A 20,790-nucleotide genomic window follows, 5' to 3' on the forward strand; every position below is an offset into this window, starting at 1 on the left:
TGTCCGCCTCGAACGTTCGCTGCGCCCGCTTGTGAAGGCCCGGCCAGGTCGGTCACGCGCGATGCGACGTCCTGAACCGGTCCCGCACGGGCAGCAGCCCCATCACGGCCAGCACGGCGAAGCCCGCGCCGGAGAGGAAGGTTCCCTGCAGTCCGACCGCGTCCCAGAGCGCTCCGGCAATCACGCTTGCCGCGAGAAGCGCCACGCCCGTCACGAGATTGAATACGCCGAAGGCGGTGCCGCGCAGCTCCGCGGGGGCCGCTTCCGCGATCAGCGTCGAGAGCAGGCCCTGGGTGAAGCCCATATGGAGCCCCCAGAGCGCCACGCCGAGAGCGAGGCCCGTAAGGCCGGATGCAAAGGCCAGCACGAGATCAGCAAGAACCAGCAGCGCCAGGCCGAAGATCAAGATCGTCACCCGGTCCGTCCGGTCGGAGAGGATTCCGATCGGATAGGCCGACAGCGAATAGACGAGGCTCATGATGACCAGCACGACCGGCGTGAGCGCCAGCGGCAGGCCGATCGACTGGGCGCGCAGGATCAGAAAAGCCTCGCTGAACCGGGCGAGCGTGAATACCGTCGCGACCAGCACCACCCACCAGTAGCCCGCACCGAGGCGGCCGAGCTCGTCGCGCCGCAGCGGCAGGCGGACACGGCGCAAATCCCGGGGCCGTTCCGGCTCCTTCACTGCGATCAGGATCAAGCCGACGGACAGGAAGGCCGGGATGACGGCGATCCAGAACACCGTCTGGAAGTTGTTCATCGTCAGCCACATCAGACCGATCGCCAACAGCGGGCCGATGAACGCCCCGATCGTATCGAGCGATTGGCGCAGGCCGAAGCTCGCCCCGCGCAGCTCGGGTGGCGCAATGTCAGCGACGAGGGCGTCGCGAGGCGCGCCGCGTATGCCCTTGCCAATGCGGTCGATGAAGCGGGCAGCAACGAGCCAGTCGAGCGACGCGGCCAACGGAAAGATCGGCTTCGTGAACGCTGCAAGGCCGTAGCCGAGGGCCGCGAGGAATTTGCGCTTTCCGAGCCAGTCGCTGAGCGCGCCGGAAAACACCTTGGTGATCGCAGCGGTCGCCTCGGCAACGCCTTCAATGAGGCCCACGGCCAGCGTCGAGGTTCCGAGCACCGCAACCATGTAGACCGGCAGAAGGGCGTGGATCATCTCGGAGGAGATGTCCATCAGCATCGAGACAAAGCCGAGCGCCCAGATTCCGAGGGGAATGCCCTGCCGGGTTGCTGATGACGTCGTTGCTTCCACGGTGATCGGCTGCTTGGCTTGATCACTCATCTCAGTGGTTCTTCGCGATAGCGGTCATCGTGCCCTGGGCGAAATTGTCATCTGCGAGGATCATTCCCGCCGCCTCCTTCGTCACCTCGGTGCCCTTGATGCCCATGGCGACGATCTGCTGACTCCCCTCATAGCCGATGGGCTCCGGCCGGCAGGCGCACGGCTTCGGAAATTTGCGAGAATTGCTTCGCCAGCGGATTCGCCTTGCGCCAGACCATGCCGATGGTGCGCGATGGTTGCGGGTTCTTGAAACGGGTCACGGACACCGACGCCGAGCGCGTCTCGACCGCCACGGCCATTTCCGGGATCAGCGTGACGCCCAGACCCGCATCGACCATCTGGACCAGCGTCGACAGGGAACTTGCATCCAGCAAATCACGCGGCTGCAAGGAGCGCGGGTTCTTGTTGCAGAACGAGAGTGCCTGCTCGCGGAAGCAATGCCCCTCCTCCAGGAGCAGCAACCTCATTTCACGAAGAGCTTCGCGATTGGGGGCGGGCTTTCCTTCATCCTCGCGCGATCGGACAAGGACGAAGCTTTCCGAGAAGAGGGCGACTTCGGTCAAAGAAGGTTCCGACACCGGCAAGGCAACGATCGCGATGTCGAGCCGGCCCTCGTTGAGTTCCTGAACGAGCTTTGGCGTCAACGTCTCGCGCACATGAAGGTCGAGGCCATCGTACAGGCGGGTCAGGTCGTTGATGAGGCTCGGCAGCAGATAGGGTGCTACCGTCGGGATCACGCCGATGCGCAGCCTCGCGACCAGCCCGCTTCGAGAGGTGCGCGCGTAGTCTTCCATTTCGTCGAGCGAACGCAGAATATTCTTGGCCCGCAGAGCAATCTCCTCGCCGAAGCGCGTCAATCGAACCTGGCGCCTGTCTCGCTCGAAGAGCTCGGCGCCGAGCTCTTCCTCGAGGGCCTTGATCTGCATCGACAAAGCTGGCTGCGAGATGGCGCAATCCTCCGCCGCGCGTCCGAAATGGCCGTTCCGGGCCAGCGCCTCGAAATAGCGCAGCTGTTTGAGCGTCAGGTTTGTCATAATTTGAACTTATCGTCGCAATCAGAAAATCGGAATTAAAATAATGAAACCTCTTTGGTAAGAGGCATTGGGCGAAGACGAGGAGCCGCCGATGGCACGACCCCATCGCATGACGAAGGCCCGTGGCGCCCCGCTTCTGGGTGCATCGACGAATCGGGGCCGTCAGCTCAAGCGGAACGACCTTGTTTCCGGCCGTGCGGCCCTGACTGCCCTGCCGAGCAACGGGCGATCCGCTCGTCGAGAGAACCGTGAAATCAACCTCATCAAGATCGGAGAGAAACATGAACGCGAAGACTGAGGAGAGCACGGGCAAATGCCCCGTCGCCCATGGCGGCGGCGCCAGGCAGAATCGCGACTGGTGGCCCAGCCAGCTGCCCGTCGACCTGCTGAACCAGCATTCGTCGAAATCTGATCCGCTGGGCCAGGCGTTCGACTATCGCGAGGCGTTCAAGAAGCTCGACTACGCGGCGCTGAAGAACGACCTGCGCAAGCTGATGACCGACTCGCAGGATTGGTGGCCGGCCGATTTCGGCCATTACGGCCCGCAGTTCATCCGCATGTCCTGGCACGCCGCCGGCACCTATCGCCTCGCCGACGGCCGCGGCGGCGGCGGGCGCGGCCAGCAGCGCTTCGCACCGCTCAACAGCTGGCCGGACAATGTCAATATCGACAAGTCGCGGCGCCTGCTGTGGCCGATCAAGCAGAAATACGGGCAGCAGATCTCCTGGGCCGACCTGCTCATCCTCACCGGCAACGTTGCGCTGGAGACCATGGGCTTCCGAACCTTCGGCTTCGCCGCAGGCCGCGAGGACAGCTGGGAGCCGGATCGTGACGTCAACTGGGGCACCGAGACTGCCTGGCTGACCCATCGGCCGCTCGACAAGTTCGACGCGCCGCTCAGCGCCACCGAGATGGGTCTGATCTACGTCAATCCGGAGGGCCCGGGCGCCAATGGCGATCCGATCTCAGCCGCCCATTTCATCCGCGAGACCTTCGCCCGCATGGCGATGAACGACGAGGAGACCGTCGCGCTCATCGCCGGCGGTCACACCTTCGGCAAAACCCACGGTGCTGCGGCCGAGTCCTACAAGGGACCGGACCCGGAGGCCGCGGAGCTTGAAGCACAGGGACTGGGCTGGACGAGCAGCTACGGCACCGGCCACGGCGCGGATGCCATCGGCAGCGGCCTCGAGGTCACCTGGACGCAGACGCCGGCGCAGTGGAGCAACCACTTCTTCGAAAACCTGTTCAAGTACGAATGGGTGCAGACCCGCAGCCCGGCCGGCGCCATCCAGTGGGAGGCCAAGGACGCCGAGGATGTCATCCCCGACGCACATGATCCGTCGAAGAAGCGCAAGCCGACCATGCTGACGACCGATCTGTCGCTCCGCCTCGACCCGGTCTACGAGAAGATTTCGCGCCGCTTCCTCGAGGATCCGCAGGCCTTCGCCGAGGCCTTCGCCCGCGCCTGGTTCAAGCTGACCCATCGCGATCTCGGCCCGCGCTCGCGCTATCTCGGCCCGGAAGTGCCGAAGGAAGAGCTGATCTGGCAGGACGTCGTCCCGGCCGTCGATCATCCGCTGATCGACGCGGCAGACGCCGCTGCGCTCAAGGCCAAGATTTTGGCCTCGGGCCTGACCGTGTCCGAGCTGGTAGGCGCTGCCTGGGCCGCGGCCTCCACCTTCCGCGGTGGGGACAAGCGCGGCGGCGCCAATGGCGCACGCATCCGCCTCAGCCCCCAGAAGGATTGGGCGGCCAACCAGCCCGAGCAGCTCGCCAAGGTGCTCAAGGCGCTGGAGCGGATCCAGGCCGAGTTCAACCTCGACGCGGCTGGCGGCAAGAAGGTCTCGCTGGCCGACCTCATCGTGCTGGCCGGCAATGCCGGCGTCGAGCAGGCGGCGAAGGCGGGCGGTCACGATGTGACGGTGCCGTTCGCACCTGGCCGCACGGACGCCACGCAGAGGCAGACCGATGTCGACTCCTTCAAGTGGCTGGAGCCCGTCGTGGACGGCTTCCGCAACTATCAGAAGCCCGGGACGGCGGTTCCCGCAGAGGTCGCCCTGATCGACAAGGCGCAGCTGCTGACCCTGACCGCGCCCGAGCTGACCGTGCTGATCGGCGGCCTACGCGCGATCAATATCAATGTCGACGGCTCCACCCACGGCATCCTGACCGACCGGCCCGGCACGCTGACCAACGACTTCTTCGTCAACCTGCTGGACATGGGGACGCAGTGGAAGGCGGTCTCCGAGGCCAAGGATGTGTTCGAGGGCAGCGACCGCAAGAGCGGCGAGCTCAAATGGACCGGGACCCGCGTTGATCTCGTGTTCGGTTCGAACTCGATCTTGCGCGCTTTGGCCGAGGTTTACGCCAGCTCGGACGCGCAGGAGAAGTTCGTGAAGGATTTCGTCGCAGCCTGGACCAAGGTGACCAACCTCGATCGCTTCGACCTGATCTGATTCAGGCGGAAAAGCCTTCGGCGGCCGCCGGCGAGCGGCCGCCGAATGTTCATTCCCGACGGGACCCGCCCCGCTAAATGGGGCCCCATGTCGATGTTTCCGGGCCTCGGCTCCCGCCCAGACAGGCTATCCGATCTCAGAATTTGCAGTTTTGCGCCGGTCAATTCTAGCGATATAGTGACCTTACCCAGATGGAATGAGGTCTCTCATGAACGACCTTTCTTTCCCGACCAGCAGCCACATTGATTTCAGGCAACTTGCGCGCGGCCTTGGAACGGTTGTAAATTACGCAAGCGGAGACGTGATCTTTCGAGAGAACGATCATCCAAATTGTGCCTATATTGTTTTGACAGGAAAAGTTGAAGTCAGTATTCGCGGAAAGGTTATAGAGCAGGTTATTGAGGGTAAGACATTCGGAATTATATCACTCATCGACCGGAAGCCGCGCTCTGCGACTGCAAAAGCGGTTGAGAACTCCGAAGTTGTCCTACTGGACTCGAGGCAGTTTCGTTTCATGATCGAAACCACGCCAAACTTTGTCTGGTATGTGCTCGGCGAAGTTGTTGATCGGCTACGAGCAACGAACTCCGCGCTCTAGAGCACGCCCCGATCTGACTGCAACGCGTTCTCTCACTTAAGTTTAGAAACGGATTCGCCGATCAGGTTGTTTCAACCTGATCGGATCCGGCTCTAGGCTCAGGACCTATTAAATTGGTTTGATCTGTGATTCACGGTGTCTGGGAGGATGCCGTGATGGGTGATTTGTTTTTGCTGAGCGAGCGCCAGATGGCGAGGATATCGCCGCATTTTCCGCTCTCGCATGGCGTGCCGCGGGTCGACGATCGTCGCGTGGTGAGCGGCATCGTCTACGTCATCCGCAACGGCCTGCAGTGGAAGGACGCGCCCAAGGACTATGGCCCGCACAAGACGCTCTATAACCGCTTCATCCGCTGGAGCCGGCTCGGCGTCTTCGACCGCATCTTCGCCGGTCTTGCCGGCGAAGGGCCGAAGCCGGAGCGGATCATGATCGACGCGACGCATCTGAAGGCGCACCGCACGGCGGCGAGCCTGCTCAAAAAGGGGCTCTTCCCCGTCGTATCGGGCGCACCAAGGGCGGGCTGAACTCCAAGCTCCACACCGTCTGCGACGATACCGGCCGCCCGATCATCATGCTGCTCTCGGAAGGCCAGATGAGCGACCACAAGGGCGCAAGCCTCGTGCTCGTGGCCCTGCCGCCAGCCAAAACCCTCATCGCCGATCGCGGCTACGACAGCGCCGCGTTCCGCCAGGCGCTGGTCGCCAAAGGCATCGAACCCTGCATTCCATCGAGCAGAAGCCGGAAAACCCCTTATCCCTACGACAAGACGCTCTATCGCCAGCGCCACAAGGTCGAGAACCTCTTCGCCAAGCTCAAAGACTGGCGGCGCATCGCCACACGCTACGACCGATGCGCCCACACCTTCTTCTCGGCAATCTGTATCGCCGCTACCGTCATCTTCTGGCTCTGATCAACGAGTCCTGAGCCTAGACTGCAGCCATGGAGCAGTATGTCTTCGCTTCGTCGCCGGCATTCTGCCCAAGCTGAGGGCGGGCGGATGTTCTCGCAGCGAGGACGCCCCCGCTTCCAGTCTGTTCAAGTAAAGAATTTGGCCGGCGCTCACGCGTCCCGCCAGCACCATCTTCTCTGCGAATGCTGCTAGAGCATGCTGATTTTACGCGGAACCGCGCCGTCATTCCGGGCTTGACCCGGAATCCATCGTAGAGCGCAGCGCCCTTCGATGGATTCCGGATCGGCGCTGCTATCGCGGCTTGTCCGGAATGACGGCGTGTTTCCACGAAAAGGAAGCAGGCTCTAACTGCTTCTCCAGCGCCCCGGCTCCCGCTGCCTTGCGGCCGCATCAAGAGCGCGGGTGAGCACTAAAGGATCGGTCTCCGTGGCGCCCGCACCGAGCGACCTTTGTACCATGACGCTGTCGGACCACCGGCCATAGCGGTAAGCGACGCCCGGCAACAGGCCCACGCGGGCGAAGCCGAAACGCTCGTGCAGCGCTAGCGAAGCGGCGTTCTCCGCATCGATATAGCCAATCATCTGGCGAAAGCCTGCCGCCGCGCATGCGTCGATCAACGCCTGTATCAGCATCCGGCCAATGCCGCGGCCGAGATGCTCGTGATGGACGTAGATCGAGTGCTTCACCGTGAAGCGGTAGGCCGGCCGCTTGCGGAAGAGCACGACATAGGCGTAGCCGACGACCTTGCCGCCACTGGTCGCCACCAGGTGCGGCAGCTTGCGGTTGCGCAGGTTCTTGCGCCGGTCGCGCAGATCGTCCGGCTGCGGCGTCCCGGTGTCCTCGACACCCGCCTCGATGCCGCGGCGGATATGCCGGCGATAGATCGCCAGCATGGGCTCGACATCGTCGTCACGAGAGGGGCGGATGACAATCGACGCTTCGTTCTCCATGAGTTGTCGACGTCTTCAGCCCTGCGCCTGCTCGCTGGCGACATAGGTGTAGAGCCGCACCTGCCCGGCGGGATCGATCTCGCGATAGAGGCCCTGGATTTCGACGTCGAAGCCCGGGAAAGCGTTGAAGCTCGCCTCGAACATCTTGAGATAGTCGATCATCGGCTTGGCCCGCTCGGTCAGCCGCTCGCCCGGAACGATGGTGGCGATGCCGGGCGGGTAGACGACGAAGGGCGTCACCGCGATGCGGCCATCGATGGCGTCGATCGGCAGATAGTCGACATCGTTGCGCACGAGGCAGCGAGCCGCGTCATGCGGCGACATCGCCATCTCCGGCAGGTGCTCGGGCGAGAACTGCCGGTTCTGCAGCGCACTGACATCGTGCTCGCGGAAGAAGCGGTGCATCTCACCGCACAGATCACGCAGCCGCACGCCGCCATAGCGGCCCGGCCGGCGCCGGTAGAACTCCGGAATCGCCTCTTCCAGCAGGGCGTTGTCGTCATGCAGCTTCTTGAAAGCGACGAGGCCGCTGATCAGCGTGCCGGCCTTGCTGGCCTCGACGCCCGGCGTCAGCAGGAAGAGCAGCGAATTGAGATCGTTCTTCTCGGCGACGATCCGGTTCTCGCGCAGGAACTGCGCAACGATCGGAGCGGGGATGCCGTGCTCGGCATAGGCGCCGGTCTCGCGGTCGAAGCCGGGCGTCAGCAGGGTCAGCTTGTTGGGGTCGGTCATGGCGAAGCCCCGCTGCATCTGCGTGAAGCCGTGCCAGCTCGCATGGGGCGCCAGCTGCCAATAAGCCGGGTTGCTCGCAAGCTGATCTGTCGCAACCATCTCCCAGGCGACGTCGTGCACTGCACCCTCGCGCGAGGCGTCGGCGATGCTGACCCGGTCCGGCACGAAAGGCTCGAAGAACCAGCGCCGCTCGGGCCGGATCTCCTTCTCCTCGAACTCGCGCCGCACGGCCCGGATCTTCTTGCGCAGCTCGATGCCGAGCCGGATCGTGTCGTCCCAGAGCACCTCGCCCGAACGCCCCTTCATCATCTGCGCGCCGACGTCGAGCGAGGCGAACAGCGGATAGAACGGCGAGGTCGAGGCGTATTGCATGAAGCTCTCGTTGAAGCGCCGGTGCTCGACGCGCCGCTTCTGGCCCTTGATGTGCCTGTCCTTGATGTGGATCTGCGAGGCCTGGCTGAAGCTCGCGAGCTGCTTATGGGTCGATTGCGTCGCGATGATGCCGGGCGAATCCGGCCCCAGCCCCGAAAGCCCCATGGCGAAGCGGCCCGCATAGAGCGGATGGAACTTCATGAAGCCGGCCCAGGCTTCGTCGAACAGGATGTATTCGCAGAGATGCCCGATGCGATCGAGGATCATCTGCGCGCTGTGGATCGTTCCGTCATAGGTGCACTGCTCGACCACGGCGACGCGGAACGGGCGCGGCTTCTTCCAGGCGTCCGGGTCCTTGACCAGAGGGTTGGTGCGGATGCGCTCACGCAGCGCCTCCTCGTCGAAGCTCTCCCAGCGCATCGGGCCGATCAGGCCCCAGGCATTGCGCACTGTGGGGATATAGACCGGGATGCCGCCGGCGATCAGCAGTGCGCCGTGATGCGCGGCCTTGTGGTTGTTGCGGTCGAACAAGACGAGGTCGCCGTCCGAGACCAGCGCGGCGAGCGCGATCTTATTGGAGGTCGAGGTGCCGTTCAGGACGAAATAGGTCTTCTCCGCTCCGAAGATCTGCGCCGCTTCCTTCTGCGCCTTCAGGGCCGGGCCCTCATGGGTCAGCAGGTCGCCGAGGTCGAGCACGGAATTGTCGAGGTCGTCACGGAAGACGGCTTCGCCGAGATGCTCCATGAAGACGCGGCCGATCGGACTGCGGCTGTAGAAGACGCCGCCATTATGTCCCGGGCAGGTCCAGAGATGGTTGCCTTCCTCGGCATAGTCGACGAGCGCGCCGAAGAACGGCGTCTTCAGGGTCTCGGCATATTGCTTCAGACGGCTGATCAGGCTCTTGGCGATGAAGGGCGGGGTCTCTTCCGAGAGGAAGATGTAGCCGTCGATGAAGTCGAGCACCTCGACCGGCACGTCCTCGAAGCGCTTGCGGCGGATCAGCAGGATAATCGGGAAATCGAGGCCGCGACGGCGCATCAGGTTGATCAGCGCAGCGGTCTTGCCCTCGAGGCCCTTCTTGCCCCAGTCGACCACCATGCAGCCGATGGCCGCATCGGTCTGGACCGCGATCTCGGCATCCTCGAGCTTGCGGGCCTTGACGACCTCGAAGCCCGAGCGCTCGATCTCCTCGATGATCTGGTTGAAACGGATCCCTTCGAGGTCCTCGGCGTCGAAGTTCGGCGTCGCGAACAGGAAGGTGAAGCGCCTGAAATAATCCATGCCGTCTCCGCTGGCGTGAACTCGCAACAGTGAGTGAATCTTGCGACAATCCGGCGACTAACGATCTAGCCACATCTGCTGCCGGAATCACATCCCGGCCGTGGGCAAACGCTCAGCAGACAACCGAAGTTCGGTCTTCAGGGAACGAACCTTCCGCGGCGACCATAGCAGATGACTTGCTGTCTCCGCAGGGTGCCGAACCGGTTTGACGACGCCGCATTTCCGCCCTAATCCTCGCCGCGACGGTTCCCTCACGGGATCAAAAGGGAACGCGGTGCGGACGGATTTCCGCCCCATGCCGCGGCTGCCCCCGCAACTGTAAGCGGCGAGCCTTTCGCCAGACGCCACTGGGGCCTCGGACCTGGGAAGGCGGCGTGAAGGCACCGACCCGCGAGCCAGGAGACCTGCCGTCAGCCGTGGTCACACGCGAACACGTTCGGACGGGGTGCGCCGATCGCTGATTTGACTGTTTGCCGCCATCCGAGCGGCCGATGGGAGATCGCGTTCGCGGTGACGTGCCACTGACGTCAACACCCGAGGTCTCCATCGTGAACGTCTTCTCCCCAGCCGCCGGACGCGGCTGCCTGCTGCTTTGCGCCTCTCTCCTCGCCCTCGCCTGCTCTGCCCCTGCCCTGGCGCAAAGTGAGACCGGCCCGCTCTCCCTCGACGAGATCGTGGTCAGCGCCACCGGCACGCCGACCCCGGCACGCGAGATCGCGAGCTCCGTCACCGTCATCACCGCGAAGGATATCGAGCAGCAGCAGCGCCGCACCCTGCCGCAGGCGCTCGCCACCGTGCCGGGCATGAACATCGTGCAGACCGGTGGACCGGGCGGCCAGACCTCGGTCTTCATCCGCGGCACCAACTCCAACCACGTCAAGGTGCTGATCGACGGCATCGAGGCCAACGACCCCTCGACGCCGAACCGCTCCTTCGACTTCGGCTCGATGCTGACCGACGATATCGAGCGCATCGAGGTGCTGCGCGGCCCGCAGAGCGGCCTCTACGGCGCCAACGCGCTGGGCGGCGTGATCTCGATCACGACGAAGCGCGGTGAGGGACCGCCGAAGGCGACGGCGCGCGTCGAGGCCGGCTCCCACGGCACCTTCAACCAGTCGGCGGGCTTCAGCGGTGGCGACGACCGCTTCAGCTACGCCTTCAACGTCGCGCATTTCCGCACGGACACAACCGATGTGACGCCGCCGAACCTCGTGCCGCCGGGTCGACGCATCAACCCCAATGCCTTCGACAGCTACAACTATTCCGGCCGCGTCAGCGTCGCGCTCAGCGACACGCTGACGCTCAACTGGGTCGGCCGCTATCAGGAAGGGCAATTGCGCTATACCGGCGACACCGGCTTCCCAAGCCGGCCAGCACCCTATCGCTCGCTGCAGAACTATGCTCAGGCCTTCACCCGCAGCGAAGTCGTCTGGGATCCGTTCGGAGGACGCTTCGTCAACAGCTTCGGCGTCTCCTACACCAACCAGGACCGGGCAACGCGCACGGCCAAGGGCACGACCGGCATTCTCGGCCTGCCCAACGAAAACCTGGGCGAGCGCACCAAGATCGACTGGCGCGGCAATCTCGAGATCGCCAAGGGCCACAACCTGCTGATGGGCCTGCAATATGAGCGCGAACGGCTGGACACGACGGGCCTCGTCGCCTCCAACGGCAACAAGGCCGCCTATCTCGAATATCAGGGCAATATCCAGGATCGCTATTTCCTGGCCGCCAACATTCGCCATGACAACGACGACAGCTATGGCGGTCACACCACCTACCGCATCGCCCCCGCCGTCATCATTCCGGGAATGGAAACCAAGCTGAAGGCGAGCTACGGCACCGGCTTCAAGGCGCCGACGCTGAGCGAGCTCTTCATCGACTACCGCCCGGGCTTCAACTTCTACGGCAATCCGAACCTGAAGCCGGAGGAAAGCCGCGGCTGGGATGTCGGCTTCGAGCAGCCCCTATTCGACCGCAAGCTGCAGTTCGGTGCGACTTGGTTCCAGAACGACATCGACAACCTGATCGTTCAGAACACCGCGGGCACCTCCTATGCCAATATCGGCAAGGCCGAGACCAAGGGCGTCGAGGCCTTCGCTGCGTTGGAGATCTCGCCGCAATTCCGCATCCGCGCCGACTACACCTTCACCCTCGCCAAGGACGAGATCGACCGGCAGGAGCTGCTGCGCCGGCCGCGCCACAAGGCGAGCGCGACCGCGACATGGACGCCGACCGACAAGCTCACCCTCTCGGCGACGCTGCTCTATGTCGGCTCCTGGGTGGACGGCAATCGCGACTTCTCCGTCACCCGGATGAACGCGAAAGCCGCGACGCTGGTCAATCTCGCGGCCGAATACAAGGCGACCGACAAGGTCACCGTGTTCGGGCGGATCGACAACCTCTTCGACAAGCGCTGGGAGAACCCGGTCGGCTTCCTCGTCCCGGGCTTGGGCGCCTTCGGCGGCATCAAGGTGACGATCGGCGGGTGAGCGCTACCGCGCCAAGCGCGCCCTTGCCATGGCGGCCTTCACCGCCATGGCGATCGCGCTGCGGCGGCGAAGCCGGCGCGGGCTGCGAGCGCGAAGCACTCTGGCTCGGCTCAGTGCTTCTCGATCTCCGCCAGATAGGTCCGCACGGCCCGTTCAGGCCCGTGCCAAGAGGCGCTGCCCTTGCCCTGCAGCTCCGGCGCATCCTTCCAGCCTGGCTCGATGCCCGTCATATCCGGCAGCAAATGGGCGATGCCCTTGTGGCAGTCGATGCAGGTCTTCTCGCCAGTGGTCAGGAAGCGGCCGTGGATCTCGGCCGCGCGGCGCGTCTGCTTGGTGAAGTCCATCGCGACCGAGGAATGGCAGTTGCGGCATTCGAGCGAGTCGTTGGCCTTCAGCCGGGACCATTCATGCTTGGCGAGCTCGAGCCGGTGGTTGAGGAATTTCTCGCGCGTCGAGATCGTACCGAAGATCTTGCCCCAGACCTCCTTGGAGGCCTGCATCTTGCGGGCGATCTTGTCGGTCCAGTTGTGCGGAACATGGCAGTCCGGGCAGGTCGCGCGCACGCCCGAGCGGTTGGAGAAATGCACCGTCGACTGCAGCTCCTGATAGACGTTGTCGCGCATCTCGTGACAGGACGTGCAGAACTTCTCGGTGTTGGTGATTTCCAGCGCGGTGTTGAAACCGCCCCAGAAGATCACGCCGCAGACGAAGCCGCCCAGCGTCAGGAAGCCGAGCGGCAGATAGGCGCTCGGCCGGCTGATGATGCGCCAGAAGCGCACGACGACGCTCCAGCACCAGAGAACGAAGGATTTGAGCCTGGCCATGATGCGTTTCGCCTAAGGCTTCCGGCCGACGTCTTTGGCGTCCTGGAACCGGTTCTGGACGAGCGGCGCGACATCGGTCTGCTGGACATGGCAGGCGGTGCAGAAATAGCGCCGCGGCGTCACATCCGAGAGCACCTGCCCGTCGCGGTCCTGGAAATGGGTGACGCTGATCATCGGCGCGCCCGAGCCCTCGGTGAACTCGCGCTTGTGGCAGTCCATGCAGCGGTTGGTATTGAGGGTGAGCTGGTAGCCGTCGATGGAATGCGGGATCACCGGCGGTTGCTCCGGATAGTTGCGCATCCGCTTGACGTCGTCGACGATCGGCCGGCCGAGCGCCGGCACCCGGTCGAGCGCCATCGGGTCGGCCGTGCCGGTCAGGCGCGGCACGATCTTCACCGGCGCCCCCTCCTGCGAGAGGGCGGCACCGAAGGCGAGGACGAGGCCCGCCGCCATGGCGGCCCCGAGGAAGGTTCGCGAGCGCATCAGCCCGAGACCGGAACGATCTTGACCGCGCATTTCTTGAAATCCGTCTGCTTGGAGATGGGATCGGTGGCGTCTAGCGTCGTCTTGTTGATCAGCTGGCTGGCGTCGAACCAGGGCACGAAGACCACGCCGGGCGGCATGCGGTTGCGCCCGCGCGTCTCGACGCGGGTGCGCATCTCGCCGCGGCGCGAGATCAGCCTGATCTCCGCGCCCTGATTGAGGCCGCGCTTGCGGGCATCCTCCGGATGCATGAAGCAGCGCGCGCCCGGAAAGGCCTTGTAGAGCTCCGGCACGCGCATGGTCATCGAGCCGGAGTGCCAGTGTTCCAGCACGCGGCCGGTGACCAGCCAGAGATCGTATTCGGCATCAGGCGATTCCGCCGGCGGCTCGTAGGGCACCGCGATAATGCGGGCCTTGCCGTCCTTGTTGCCGTAGAACTCGACGCCCTTGCCGGGCTTGACGTAAGGGTCGAGCCCTTCGCGGTAGCGCCAGAGCGTCTCCTTGCCGTCGACCACCGGCCAGCGCAGCCCGCGGACCCGATGATAGAGATCGTAGGGTCCGAGATCATGGCCATGGCCGCGTCCGAAGGAAGCGTATTCCTCGAACAGGCCCTTATGGACGTAGAAGCCGAAGTGCTTCGCTTCCTGATTGTCGTATTCGGGATCGATCTCGCTCGCGGGGAAGCGATCGACCTGGCCGTTGCGGTAGAGGACGTCGAAGAGAGTCTTGCCCTTGTAGTTCGGATTGGCGTCGAGGATCTCGGCCGGCCAGACCTCGTCGGTGGTGAAGCGCTTCGAGAACTCCATGAGCTGCCAGAGATCGGAGCGTGCCTCGCCCGGCGCCTGCACGAGCTGGTGCCAGACATGGGTGCGCCGCTCGGCATTGCCGTAGGCGCCCTCTTTCTCGACCCACATCGCGGCGGGCAGGATCAGGTCGGCGGCCAGCGCCGTCACCGTGGGGTAGGCGTCGGAGACGACGATGAAGTTCTCGGGGTTGCGATAGCCCGGATAGGTCTCGTTGCTGGAGTTCGGCGCGGCCTGGAGGTTGTTGTTGACCTGGATCCAGTAGAAATTCAGCTTGCCGTCCTTGAGCATCCGGTCCTGTTCGACGGCGTGGTAGCCGGGCTTCTCCGGAATGATCCCGTTCGGGACGCGCCAGATCTCCTCGGCATGCTTGCGGTGCTCGGGATTGACCACCGTCATGTCGGCCGGCAGGCGATGGGCGAAGGTGCCAACCTCGCGCGCCGTGCCGCAGGCCGAGGGCTGGCCGGTGAGCGAGAACGGGCTGTTTCCGGGCTCGGAAATCTTCCCGGTCAGCAGATGCAGGTTGTAAACGAGCTGGTTCGCCCAGACGCCGCGCACATGCTGGTTGAAGCCCATGGTCCAGAACGAGACGACCTTGCGCTTGGGGTCGGCATAGAGCTCGGCGAGCTGCTCCAGGAAGCCAGGCTCGACGCCGGTCAGGGCCGAGACCTTGTCCAGTGTATAGTCCTTCACGAAGGCGGCATAGGCCTCGAAATCGCTCGGCGTCGTCGCAGCGGGGTCAGCCGCCTTCTTCGCCTTGACCTCGCGTGGATCGTCGGGGCGCAGACCATAGCCGATGTCGGTCGCGCCCTTCACGAAGGTGGTGTGCTTGTCGACGAAATCCTTGTTCACCCGTCCGGTCGAGATGATGTGGTTGGCGATGTAGTTCAGGATCGCCAGATCCGTGCCCGGCTTGAACACGATCGGGATGTCGGCAAGGTCCGAACTGCGGTGGGTGAAGGTCGAGAGCACCGCGACCTTGACGTGCGGCTGGCCGATCCGGCGGTCCGTCACCCGCGTCCACAGGATCGGGTGCATCTCCGCCATGTTCGAGCCCCAGAGCACGAAGGCGTCGGCATGCTCGAAATCGTCATAGCAGCCCATCGGCTCGTCCATGCCGAAGGTGCGCATGAAGGCATAGGCCGCGGACGCCATGCAGTGGCGGGCGTTCGGATCGAGGTTGTTGGAGCGGAAGCCGGCCCGCATCAGCTTGGTCGCGGCATAGCCCTCGAAGATCGTCCACTGGCCGGAGCCGAACATGCCGAGCGCGGTCGGCCCCTTGGCCTTGAGCGTCGCCTTGGCCTTCGCGGCCATGGTGTCGAAAGCCTCCTCCCAGGAGACCGGCGTGAACTCGCCGTCCTTGGCATAGACGCCGTTCTTCTTGCGCAGCAGCGGCTGGGTCAGCCGGTCGCTGCCGTACATGATCTTGGAGAGGAAATAGCCCTTGATGCAGTTGAGGCCGCGATTGACGTCGGCCTTCATGTCGCCATGCGTGGCGATGACGCGCCCTTCCTTGACGCCGACCATCACGCCGCAGCCGGTGCCGCAGAAGCGGCACGGCGCCTTCGACCATTTGATCTGCAAGCTATCGACGCCGCCCGTGACCGGCTGCGCCTCAGCCGGCACGCTCATATTGGCGGCGAGCGCAGCGACGCCGGCCGCCTGCGCCTTCAGCATCTCGCGACGGGACAAGGTCATGGGTCTACTCCAGGGTCGTCGAGTTTTTCGAGGTCTTCGATCTGCTCGAACACCATGTTGGCCGAAAGCACGCCGTCCAGCAGGCTGATGGCGGCCAGCCGGTCGCCGATCACGCCCGTGCTCGCACCTTCCAGCACGATCACGATCTTGCCGTTCTCAACGCGGTGAATCTCGGTCTCTGGCAGCTCGCGAATGCTGGCGAGCACCGCATCGACGTGTGCCGGCAAAGCCGAGACGACGGCGCTCGAAATGTGATGGAAGCGCGGGCGCGAGGGCTCAGCCATGGGTAGCCTCCGGCGGACGCGCACTCGCGCTGATGGCCCCGGCCGGACAGGCCGCGATGCAGGCGCCACAGCCGCTGCAGCGATCGGCAGCCAGCTCCGGCATGGCCGGCCCGCCGAGGCGCGGACGAAAGCGGATCGCGCTCTCCGGACAGGCATCGCCGCAGCTCTGGCAAACGATGCCGCGCCCGGCGAAGCATTCCGGCCCGATCACAGCCACATGCTCGAAGGCGGAAATGGCGCGGTCGAAGACCGGCTCAGGGCAGGCCTCGGCACAGGCGCCGCAGAAGCTGCATTCGCCTCCCCTGAAGTCGAGGGCGGCCCGGCCGGACTCGTCGAGCGCGATGATGTGCTGCGGGCAGGCAGGCACGCAGGCACCGCAACCGGTACAGGCCGCAGCGATCGACGCGGCACGGGACCACGGTGGGCGAACCCTGTCGGGCAATGAAAGGCGCCGGCCGGTCAGGAAGTTGCGGCGCCCGCGATCAATGGCGGTGCGTTCCATGGTCCAGCCTCAATGCGGCGGTCCGGGCGGACCGACAACGAGTTGGAACATCCAAACCAGGAAGCCGTAACCGCCGACGACGCCGACAGCAACGATCGGCCAGATCAAGACAGCCAGTGTCAGGAAAGCCAACAATTCGGCTCGTTTCGTCGGCATTTCCGGAGCGGTCTTCTGGCCGCCTGCCCCTGCGGTCTCGGTCGTCATCTCTCGTCCCTTCGCGTGCGGGCGTTCACAAATCGCGCCGCCACCAGATTTGAGATCGACGAAAGAGAAGCTGAAATGATCGTCGTTGTCTACCGCCCTCGCACTCGGAAAACACGTCCGCCTCAAGGCCTTGATCTAGCGCAAAGATGTCTTCGCGACGGTCGCAATCCCGGCTACTTGGCGCTGCTCTTGCTTAGAGCGTCCTGTGTTTTGACGGCCCCCCGTCATTCCGGGGCGGACCGGAGGTCCGAGCCCGGAACCCATGACCACGAGGATCGGGGCTGGGGCGATGCGGCAACCGCAGCGAACCTTCGGCGGTGTCGTGGTCATGGGTTCCGGGCTCAGCCCTGCGGGCTGCCCCGGAATGACGGTGAGGTTCCCCAGCTCACAGCGCCAGCTGTTAACACGGTCTAGCAGGCAATACATCTCCAGCCCGACGCAAGTCGGGCTGGAGCACTCGCCTCCCTGCAGGGCTTCAGGCGCCGGCGCCGTCAGTGCCGATGTGGCGGATCGCGATCCGATCGAACTGGGGCTCCGTCTCGCCCTCCTGATGGATCTCGATCTCGCCGTTGCGCACGCTGAAGCGGATGACCGTCGCGCCTGCGCCGCGCCAGTCGCTGGTCTCGCCATCATCCTCATAGAGCTCGCCGGAAGCGCCCTCGACGATGCCACAGACGAGGAGTTCGCGCTGATCGTCGATGCCTTCGGCGTTGCCGAGCGGGATCAGCGCACCGGCCCGGACGAAGACCGGCAGGCGACCAAGCGGGGCCGCGACGGTCACGACCGTACCCCCGGCGAAGTGCTTGCCCTCATGCCAGTCGTACCAGCCACCCTTATGCTCGGGCAGATAGACGCTGCGCTCACGGGCGCCCTCCTCCAGCACCGGCGCGACCAGCACGTCCGGCCCGAGCATGAAGGCGTCGTCGATCTTCACCGCCTGCGGATCCTTCGGGAAATCCCAGAGCAGCGGGCGCACCGCCGGGGTGCCGTCGCGGCTGGCGCGCCACATCAGCGTGTAGAGATAGGGCATCAGCCGGTAACGCAGCGAGATCGCCTGGCGCACCTGCGGCACCATCTCCGGATACATCCAGGGCAGGTTGACGATGCCGTCATCGTTCCAGGAGTTCATCACCATGCGCGGCCACAGGCTGCAGAACTCGTTGAAGCGCACGAAGAGCTCCGGGCCCGGCGTCGGGCCGTGGAAGCCGCCGACGTCGTGACCGATGCTGAACATGCCCGACAGGCTCATATTGAGACCTTGCGTCAGGTTGTAGCGCAGCGTCTTCCAGGCGGTCTCGTTATCGCCTGACCAGGTCTGGGCGTAGCGCGAGATACCCGCGCAGCCGCCGCGCGTGATCGCATATTGCCGCTTGCCGGGCTGACGATCGGCCTGCGCCTCATAAGAGAGCTTGGTCATCAGGAGCGGCTGGGCGGGGCGCGCCAGTGCCTGCCGGAACGGATGGCCGTCGCCGTCACAGACGGCATCCTCGTCCCAGATCTCGTATTCGTTGTTGTCGTTCCAGACGGTGGTGAAGCCGTAGTCGAGCAGCGCGGTCTCGATGCCCTCGCGCCACCAGGCCCGGCCCTTGGGGTTGGTGTAGTCGAGATGGAAGCCGAGCCCATCCCAGAACTGCGCGACGGCCGGCGCACCGGTCTTGCCGTCCTTGACCAGGAAGCTGTCGTCGAGCGCCTCGCGCAGGCGCGGATGGTCGTCGAGAAGGCAGGGCTTGAGATTGGCGACCGTGTAGATGCCGGCATCGTTCAGCCGCTGCATCGTCGCCTTCGGATCCGGGAACTTGTCGCGGTTCCAGTTGAAGGCGTAGCGGCGATGGCCGATCTGCGTATAGCCCGATCCGAAATGGAAGCTGTCGCAGGGAATGCGATGCGTCTCCAGCTTGCCGATGAAATCACTGATGCGGGCGTCGGCATCGGGCGCGTCGGCGATCGCCATCGAGGTCACGCCGAAGCCGAAGGACCAGAGCGGCGCGAAGGCCTGCCCGCCGGTCAGCCAGGAGAAGCGCTTCACCACGTCCGGCACGGTCGGTCCGGCGATGACATAGTAGTCGAGATCGCCGTCATCGCCTTTCCAGGAACGGAACAGGCCGTGGTAATTGTCGAGCGTGCAGCCGAAATCGACGCTGCCGGTAGCTAGGTTGTCGTAATAGAGGCCATGCGCCCCTGCCGGCCCGTCGACGATGAAGAAGGGCAGCATCTTGTAGAGCGGGTCCGAAAGCTCGGCATCGAAGCCGCAAGGATCGACCGCATCGATGGCGAAGCGGCGGCCGGTCCGGTCGAGCGGGCCTGCCTTGTCGCCGAGGCCGTAATGGCGCTCCGCATAGTCGCGGGCCATGAAATGCGCGAGCGCGCCGGTGCGCGGCGAGACCAGATAGGCCTGGGTGGTGCGATCCTGCAGAAACGGCTTGTCCTCGCCGTCGCGGCGCCAGGCGATGCTGAACGGTTCCAGCGTGATCTCGGCCGTGAGGCCGCCAGCGGACAGCACGACCATGCCACTGCGCTCGCTGACGCTCGCCTTCGGGCAGGCAAAGCCAGCGAGGCTGTCACGCGGACGTCCCTCATAGGGCGGCTCCAGCCCGCCAGGCGCGATCGACCAGCCGCGGTCGAGCCGGTAACCGTCCTGCGGCTTCAGCGTCACCCGGCCGATATCGCCTTCGAGAATGCGCACGATGATGGTGTTGCCGAGCCCGACTTCGAACAGGGCGGCCTCGCCATCGCGGCCGAGATAGCGGCCTTGCGTCAGGGCTTTCATGGAATCTCTCTCAGCAATCTTAAGGTCGGATCGCCCGGCCGGCTTCGTCGAACAGGTGCAGGCTCTGCTGCGGGAAGGCGAGCGAGACCTCGTGGCCGCGCTCATGCTCGCTCTGGCCGTCGAGCCGGAGCGTAATCTGTGGCAGGCTGACGCTCGTCCCGTAGAGATAGCTCTCGCCGCCCAGCCGCTCGACGAGATCGACGGATAGCGGCAGCCCCTGCCCTTCCGGGGCCAGCGCCAGATGCTCGGGCCGGATGCCGAGCGTGACCTTGGCTCCAGCGGCGAGGCTGCCGGTGGCGCAGGCGACCTCATGACCGCCCTCGCCGAGCGCGACCTTGCCGTCGGCGGTCACGCGACCAGGCAGCAGGTTCATGCGCGGCGAGCCGATAAAGCCGGCGACGAAGAGGTTGTCGGGGCGATTGTAGAGTTCGAGCGGCGTGCCGACCTGCTCGATCCGGCCGCTCCGCAGCACGACGATGCGGTCGGCCAGCGTCATCGCCTCGACCTGATCGTGCGTGACGTAGATCATCGTGCCGCCGATCTCGGCGTGGAGCGCAGCGAGCTCCTTGCGGGTGGCGACGCGCAACTCGGCGTCGAGGTTCGAGAGCGGCTCGTCGAAGAGAAAGATCTTCGGATCGCGCACGATGGCGCGGCCGATGGCGACGCGCTGACGCTGGCCGCCGGAGAGCGCCTTGGGCTTGCGCTCAAGATAATCCGTGAGGCGCAGCATCTCAGCCGCGCGCTTCACGCGCTTCTCGATCTCGTCGCGCTTGAAGCCCATGTTCTCCAGCGCGAAGGCCATGTTCGCGTAGACGCTCATATGCGGATAGAGCGCATAGGACTGGAACACCATCGCAAGCCCACGTTCGGAGGCTGGCAGACCGGTGACGTCGGCGCCGTCGATCGCGATCGTGCCGTCGGTGATCTCCTCCAGCCCCGCGATCGAGCGCAGCAGGGTCGACTTGCCGCAGCCGGAGGGGCCGACGAAGACGACGAACTCGCCATCCGCGACATGCAGGTCGATGCCATGCAGCACCTTCGTCGCGCCATAGGCCTTGCTGACAGTGGAGAGCTTCAGTTCGGCCATGCGGAACTCACTTCCC

17 protein-coding genes and 1 riboswitch are annotated in these 20,790 nt (G+C 64.7%); of the genes, 5 read left to right on the top strand and 12 right to left on the bottom strand.

The window, feature by feature from the left end:
* Nucleotides 1-52: 52 nt before the first annotated feature.
* Nucleotides 53-1,294: an MFS transporter gene (locus FQV39_RS09245; RefSeq protein WP_149130020.1), complete on the bottom strand. Its 1,242-nt coding sequence runs from the start codon at nucleotides 1,292-1,294 to the stop codon at nucleotides 53-55.
* A 128-nt stretch (nucleotides 1,295-1,422) separates the two neighbouring features.
* Nucleotides 1,423-2,328: a hydrogen peroxide-inducible genes activator gene (locus FQV39_RS09250; RefSeq protein WP_149130021.1), complete on the bottom strand. Its 906-nt coding sequence runs from the start codon at nucleotides 2,326-2,328 to the stop codon at nucleotides 1,423-1,425.
* Nucleotides 2,329-2,437: 109 nt separating this feature from the next.
* Here FQV39_RS09250 and FQV39_RS09255 point away from each other — a divergent pair, with 109 nt between their 5' ends.
* The 4 genes from FQV39_RS09255 to FQV39_RS09270 all read left to right on the top strand — a co-directional run bounded on the left by FQV39_RS09255 (nucleotide 2,438) and on the right by FQV39_RS09270 (nucleotide 6,295).
* Nucleotides 2,438-2,626, top strand: a complete 189-nt coding sequence (locus tag FQV39_RS09255; protein WP_149130022.1) for a hypothetical protein — start codon at nucleotides 2,438-2,440, stop codon at nucleotides 2,624-2,626.
* The gene (gene katG, locus FQV39_RS09260; RefSeq protein WP_149130023.1) at nucleotides 2,610-4,787 is read left to right on the top strand and encodes a catalase/peroxidase HPI; all 2,178 of its coding nucleotides are present in this window, start codon (nucleotides 2,610-2,612) and stop codon (nucleotides 4,785-4,787) included. Before FQV39_RS09255 ends, katG begins: the two co-directional genes overlap by 17 nt.
* Nucleotides 4,788-4,995: 208 nt before the next feature.
* On the top strand, nucleotides 4,996-5,385 hold the full coding sequence (locus FQV39_RS09265) for a cyclic nucleotide-binding domain-containing protein (RefSeq protein ID WP_187640224.1): 390 nt from the start codon (nucleotides 4,996-4,998) through the stop codon (nucleotides 5,383-5,385).
* Nucleotides 5,386-5,540: 155 nt separating this feature from the next.
* A protein-coding gene (locus tag FQV39_RS09270) for an IS5 family transposase (protein WP_149129006.1) occupies nucleotides 5,541-6,295 on the top strand; the annotation gives its coding sequence in 2 pieces (ribosomal slippage) (nucleotides 5,541-5,874 and nucleotides 5,874-6,295; 756 coding nt in all).
* A gap of 344 nt (nucleotides 6,296-6,639) precedes the next feature.
* Here the strand turns inward: FQV39_RS09270 and FQV39_RS09275 are convergent.
* Together FQV39_RS09275 and FQV39_RS09280 are read right to left on the bottom strand one after the other, a co-directional pair.
* Nucleotides 6,640-7,245 carry a GNAT family N-acetyltransferase gene (locus FQV39_RS09275; protein ID WP_149130025.1) on the bottom strand — a complete coding sequence of 202 codons (606 nt, stop codon included), beginning with the start codon at nucleotides 7,243-7,245 and terminating at the stop codon, nucleotides 6,640-6,642.
* A gap of 15 nt (nucleotides 7,246-7,260) precedes the next feature.
* A complete protein-coding gene (locus FQV39_RS09280; protein ID WP_149130026.1) occupies nucleotides 7,261-9,630 on the bottom strand; it encodes an Orn/Lys/Arg family decarboxylase in 2,370 nt (789 codons plus the stop codon).
* 227 nt (nucleotides 9,631-9,857) lie between these two features.
* Nucleotides 9,858-10,056: riboswitch (cobalamin riboswitch) on the top strand.
* Between the two features lie 122 nt (nucleotides 10,057-10,178).
* On the opposite strand from FQV39_RS09280, the gene FQV39_RS09285 reads away from it, so the two are divergent.
* Complete coding sequence (locus FQV39_RS09285; RefSeq protein ID WP_248313302.1) at nucleotides 10,179-12,122, top strand: TonB-dependent receptor plug domain-containing protein; 1,944 nt, start codon at nucleotides 10,179-10,181, stop codon at nucleotides 12,120-12,122.
* Between the two features lie 110 nt (nucleotides 12,123-12,232).
* Here FQV39_RS09285 and FQV39_RS09290 read toward each other — a convergent pair whose 3' ends face one another.
* The 8 genes from FQV39_RS09290 to FQV39_RS09325 all read right to left on the bottom strand — a co-directional run bounded on the left by FQV39_RS09290 (nucleotide 12,233) and on the right by FQV39_RS09325 (nucleotide 20,774).
* Nucleotides 12,233-12,946: a cytochrome c3 family protein gene (locus tag FQV39_RS09290; protein WP_149130028.1), complete on the bottom strand. Its 714-nt coding sequence runs from the start codon at nucleotides 12,944-12,946 to the stop codon at nucleotides 12,233-12,235.
* Nucleotides 12,947-12,958: 12 nt separating this feature from the next.
* A complete protein-coding gene (locus FQV39_RS09295; RefSeq protein ID WP_149130029.1) occupies nucleotides 12,959-13,462 on the bottom strand; it encodes a nitrate reductase cytochrome c-type subunit in 504 nt (167 codons plus the stop codon).
* Nucleotides 13,429-15,930, bottom strand: a complete 2,502-nt coding sequence (gene napA / locus FQV39_RS09300; protein ID WP_149130030.1) for a periplasmic nitrate reductase subunit alpha — start codon at nucleotides 15,928-15,930, stop codon at nucleotides 13,429-13,431. Before napA ends, FQV39_RS09295 begins: the two co-directional genes overlap by 34 nt.
* The gene (locus tag FQV39_RS09305; protein WP_149130031.1) at nucleotides 15,927-16,214 is read right to left on the bottom strand and encodes a chaperone NapD; all 288 of its coding nucleotides are present in this window, start codon (nucleotides 16,212-16,214) and stop codon (nucleotides 15,927-15,929) included. Before FQV39_RS09305 ends, napA begins: the two co-directional genes overlap by 4 nt.
* Complete coding sequence (gene napF, locus FQV39_RS09310; protein ID WP_149130032.1) at nucleotides 16,207-16,716, bottom strand: ferredoxin-type protein NapF; 510 nt, start codon at nucleotides 16,714-16,716, stop codon at nucleotides 16,207-16,209. Before napF ends, FQV39_RS09305 begins: the two co-directional genes overlap by 8 nt.
* A gap of 9 nt (nucleotides 16,717-16,725) precedes the next feature.
* A complete protein-coding gene (gene napE / locus FQV39_RS09315; protein WP_149133750.1) occupies nucleotides 16,726-16,872 on the bottom strand; it encodes a periplasmic nitrate reductase, NapE protein in 147 nt (48 codons plus the stop codon).
* 523 nt (nucleotides 16,873-17,395) lie between these two features.
* Nucleotides 17,396-19,687, bottom strand: coding sequence for a glycoside hydrolase family 31 protein (locus tag FQV39_RS09320; RefSeq protein ID WP_149130033.1), 2,292 nt, complete (start codon nucleotides 19,685-19,687; stop codon nucleotides 17,396-17,398).
* A gap of 19 nt (nucleotides 19,688-19,706) precedes the next feature.
* Entirely contained in the window at nucleotides 19,707-20,774 is a 1,068-nt protein-coding gene (locus FQV39_RS09325; protein WP_149130034.1) for an ABC transporter ATP-binding protein, read from the bottom strand.
* Nucleotides 20,775-20,790: the final 16 nt, after the last annotated feature.

This window comes from Bosea sp. F3-2 (assembly GCF_008253865.1).
In the GTDB taxonomy this organism is placed as follows: domain Bacteria; phylum Pseudomonadota; class Alphaproteobacteria; order Rhizobiales; family Beijerinckiaceae; genus Allobosea.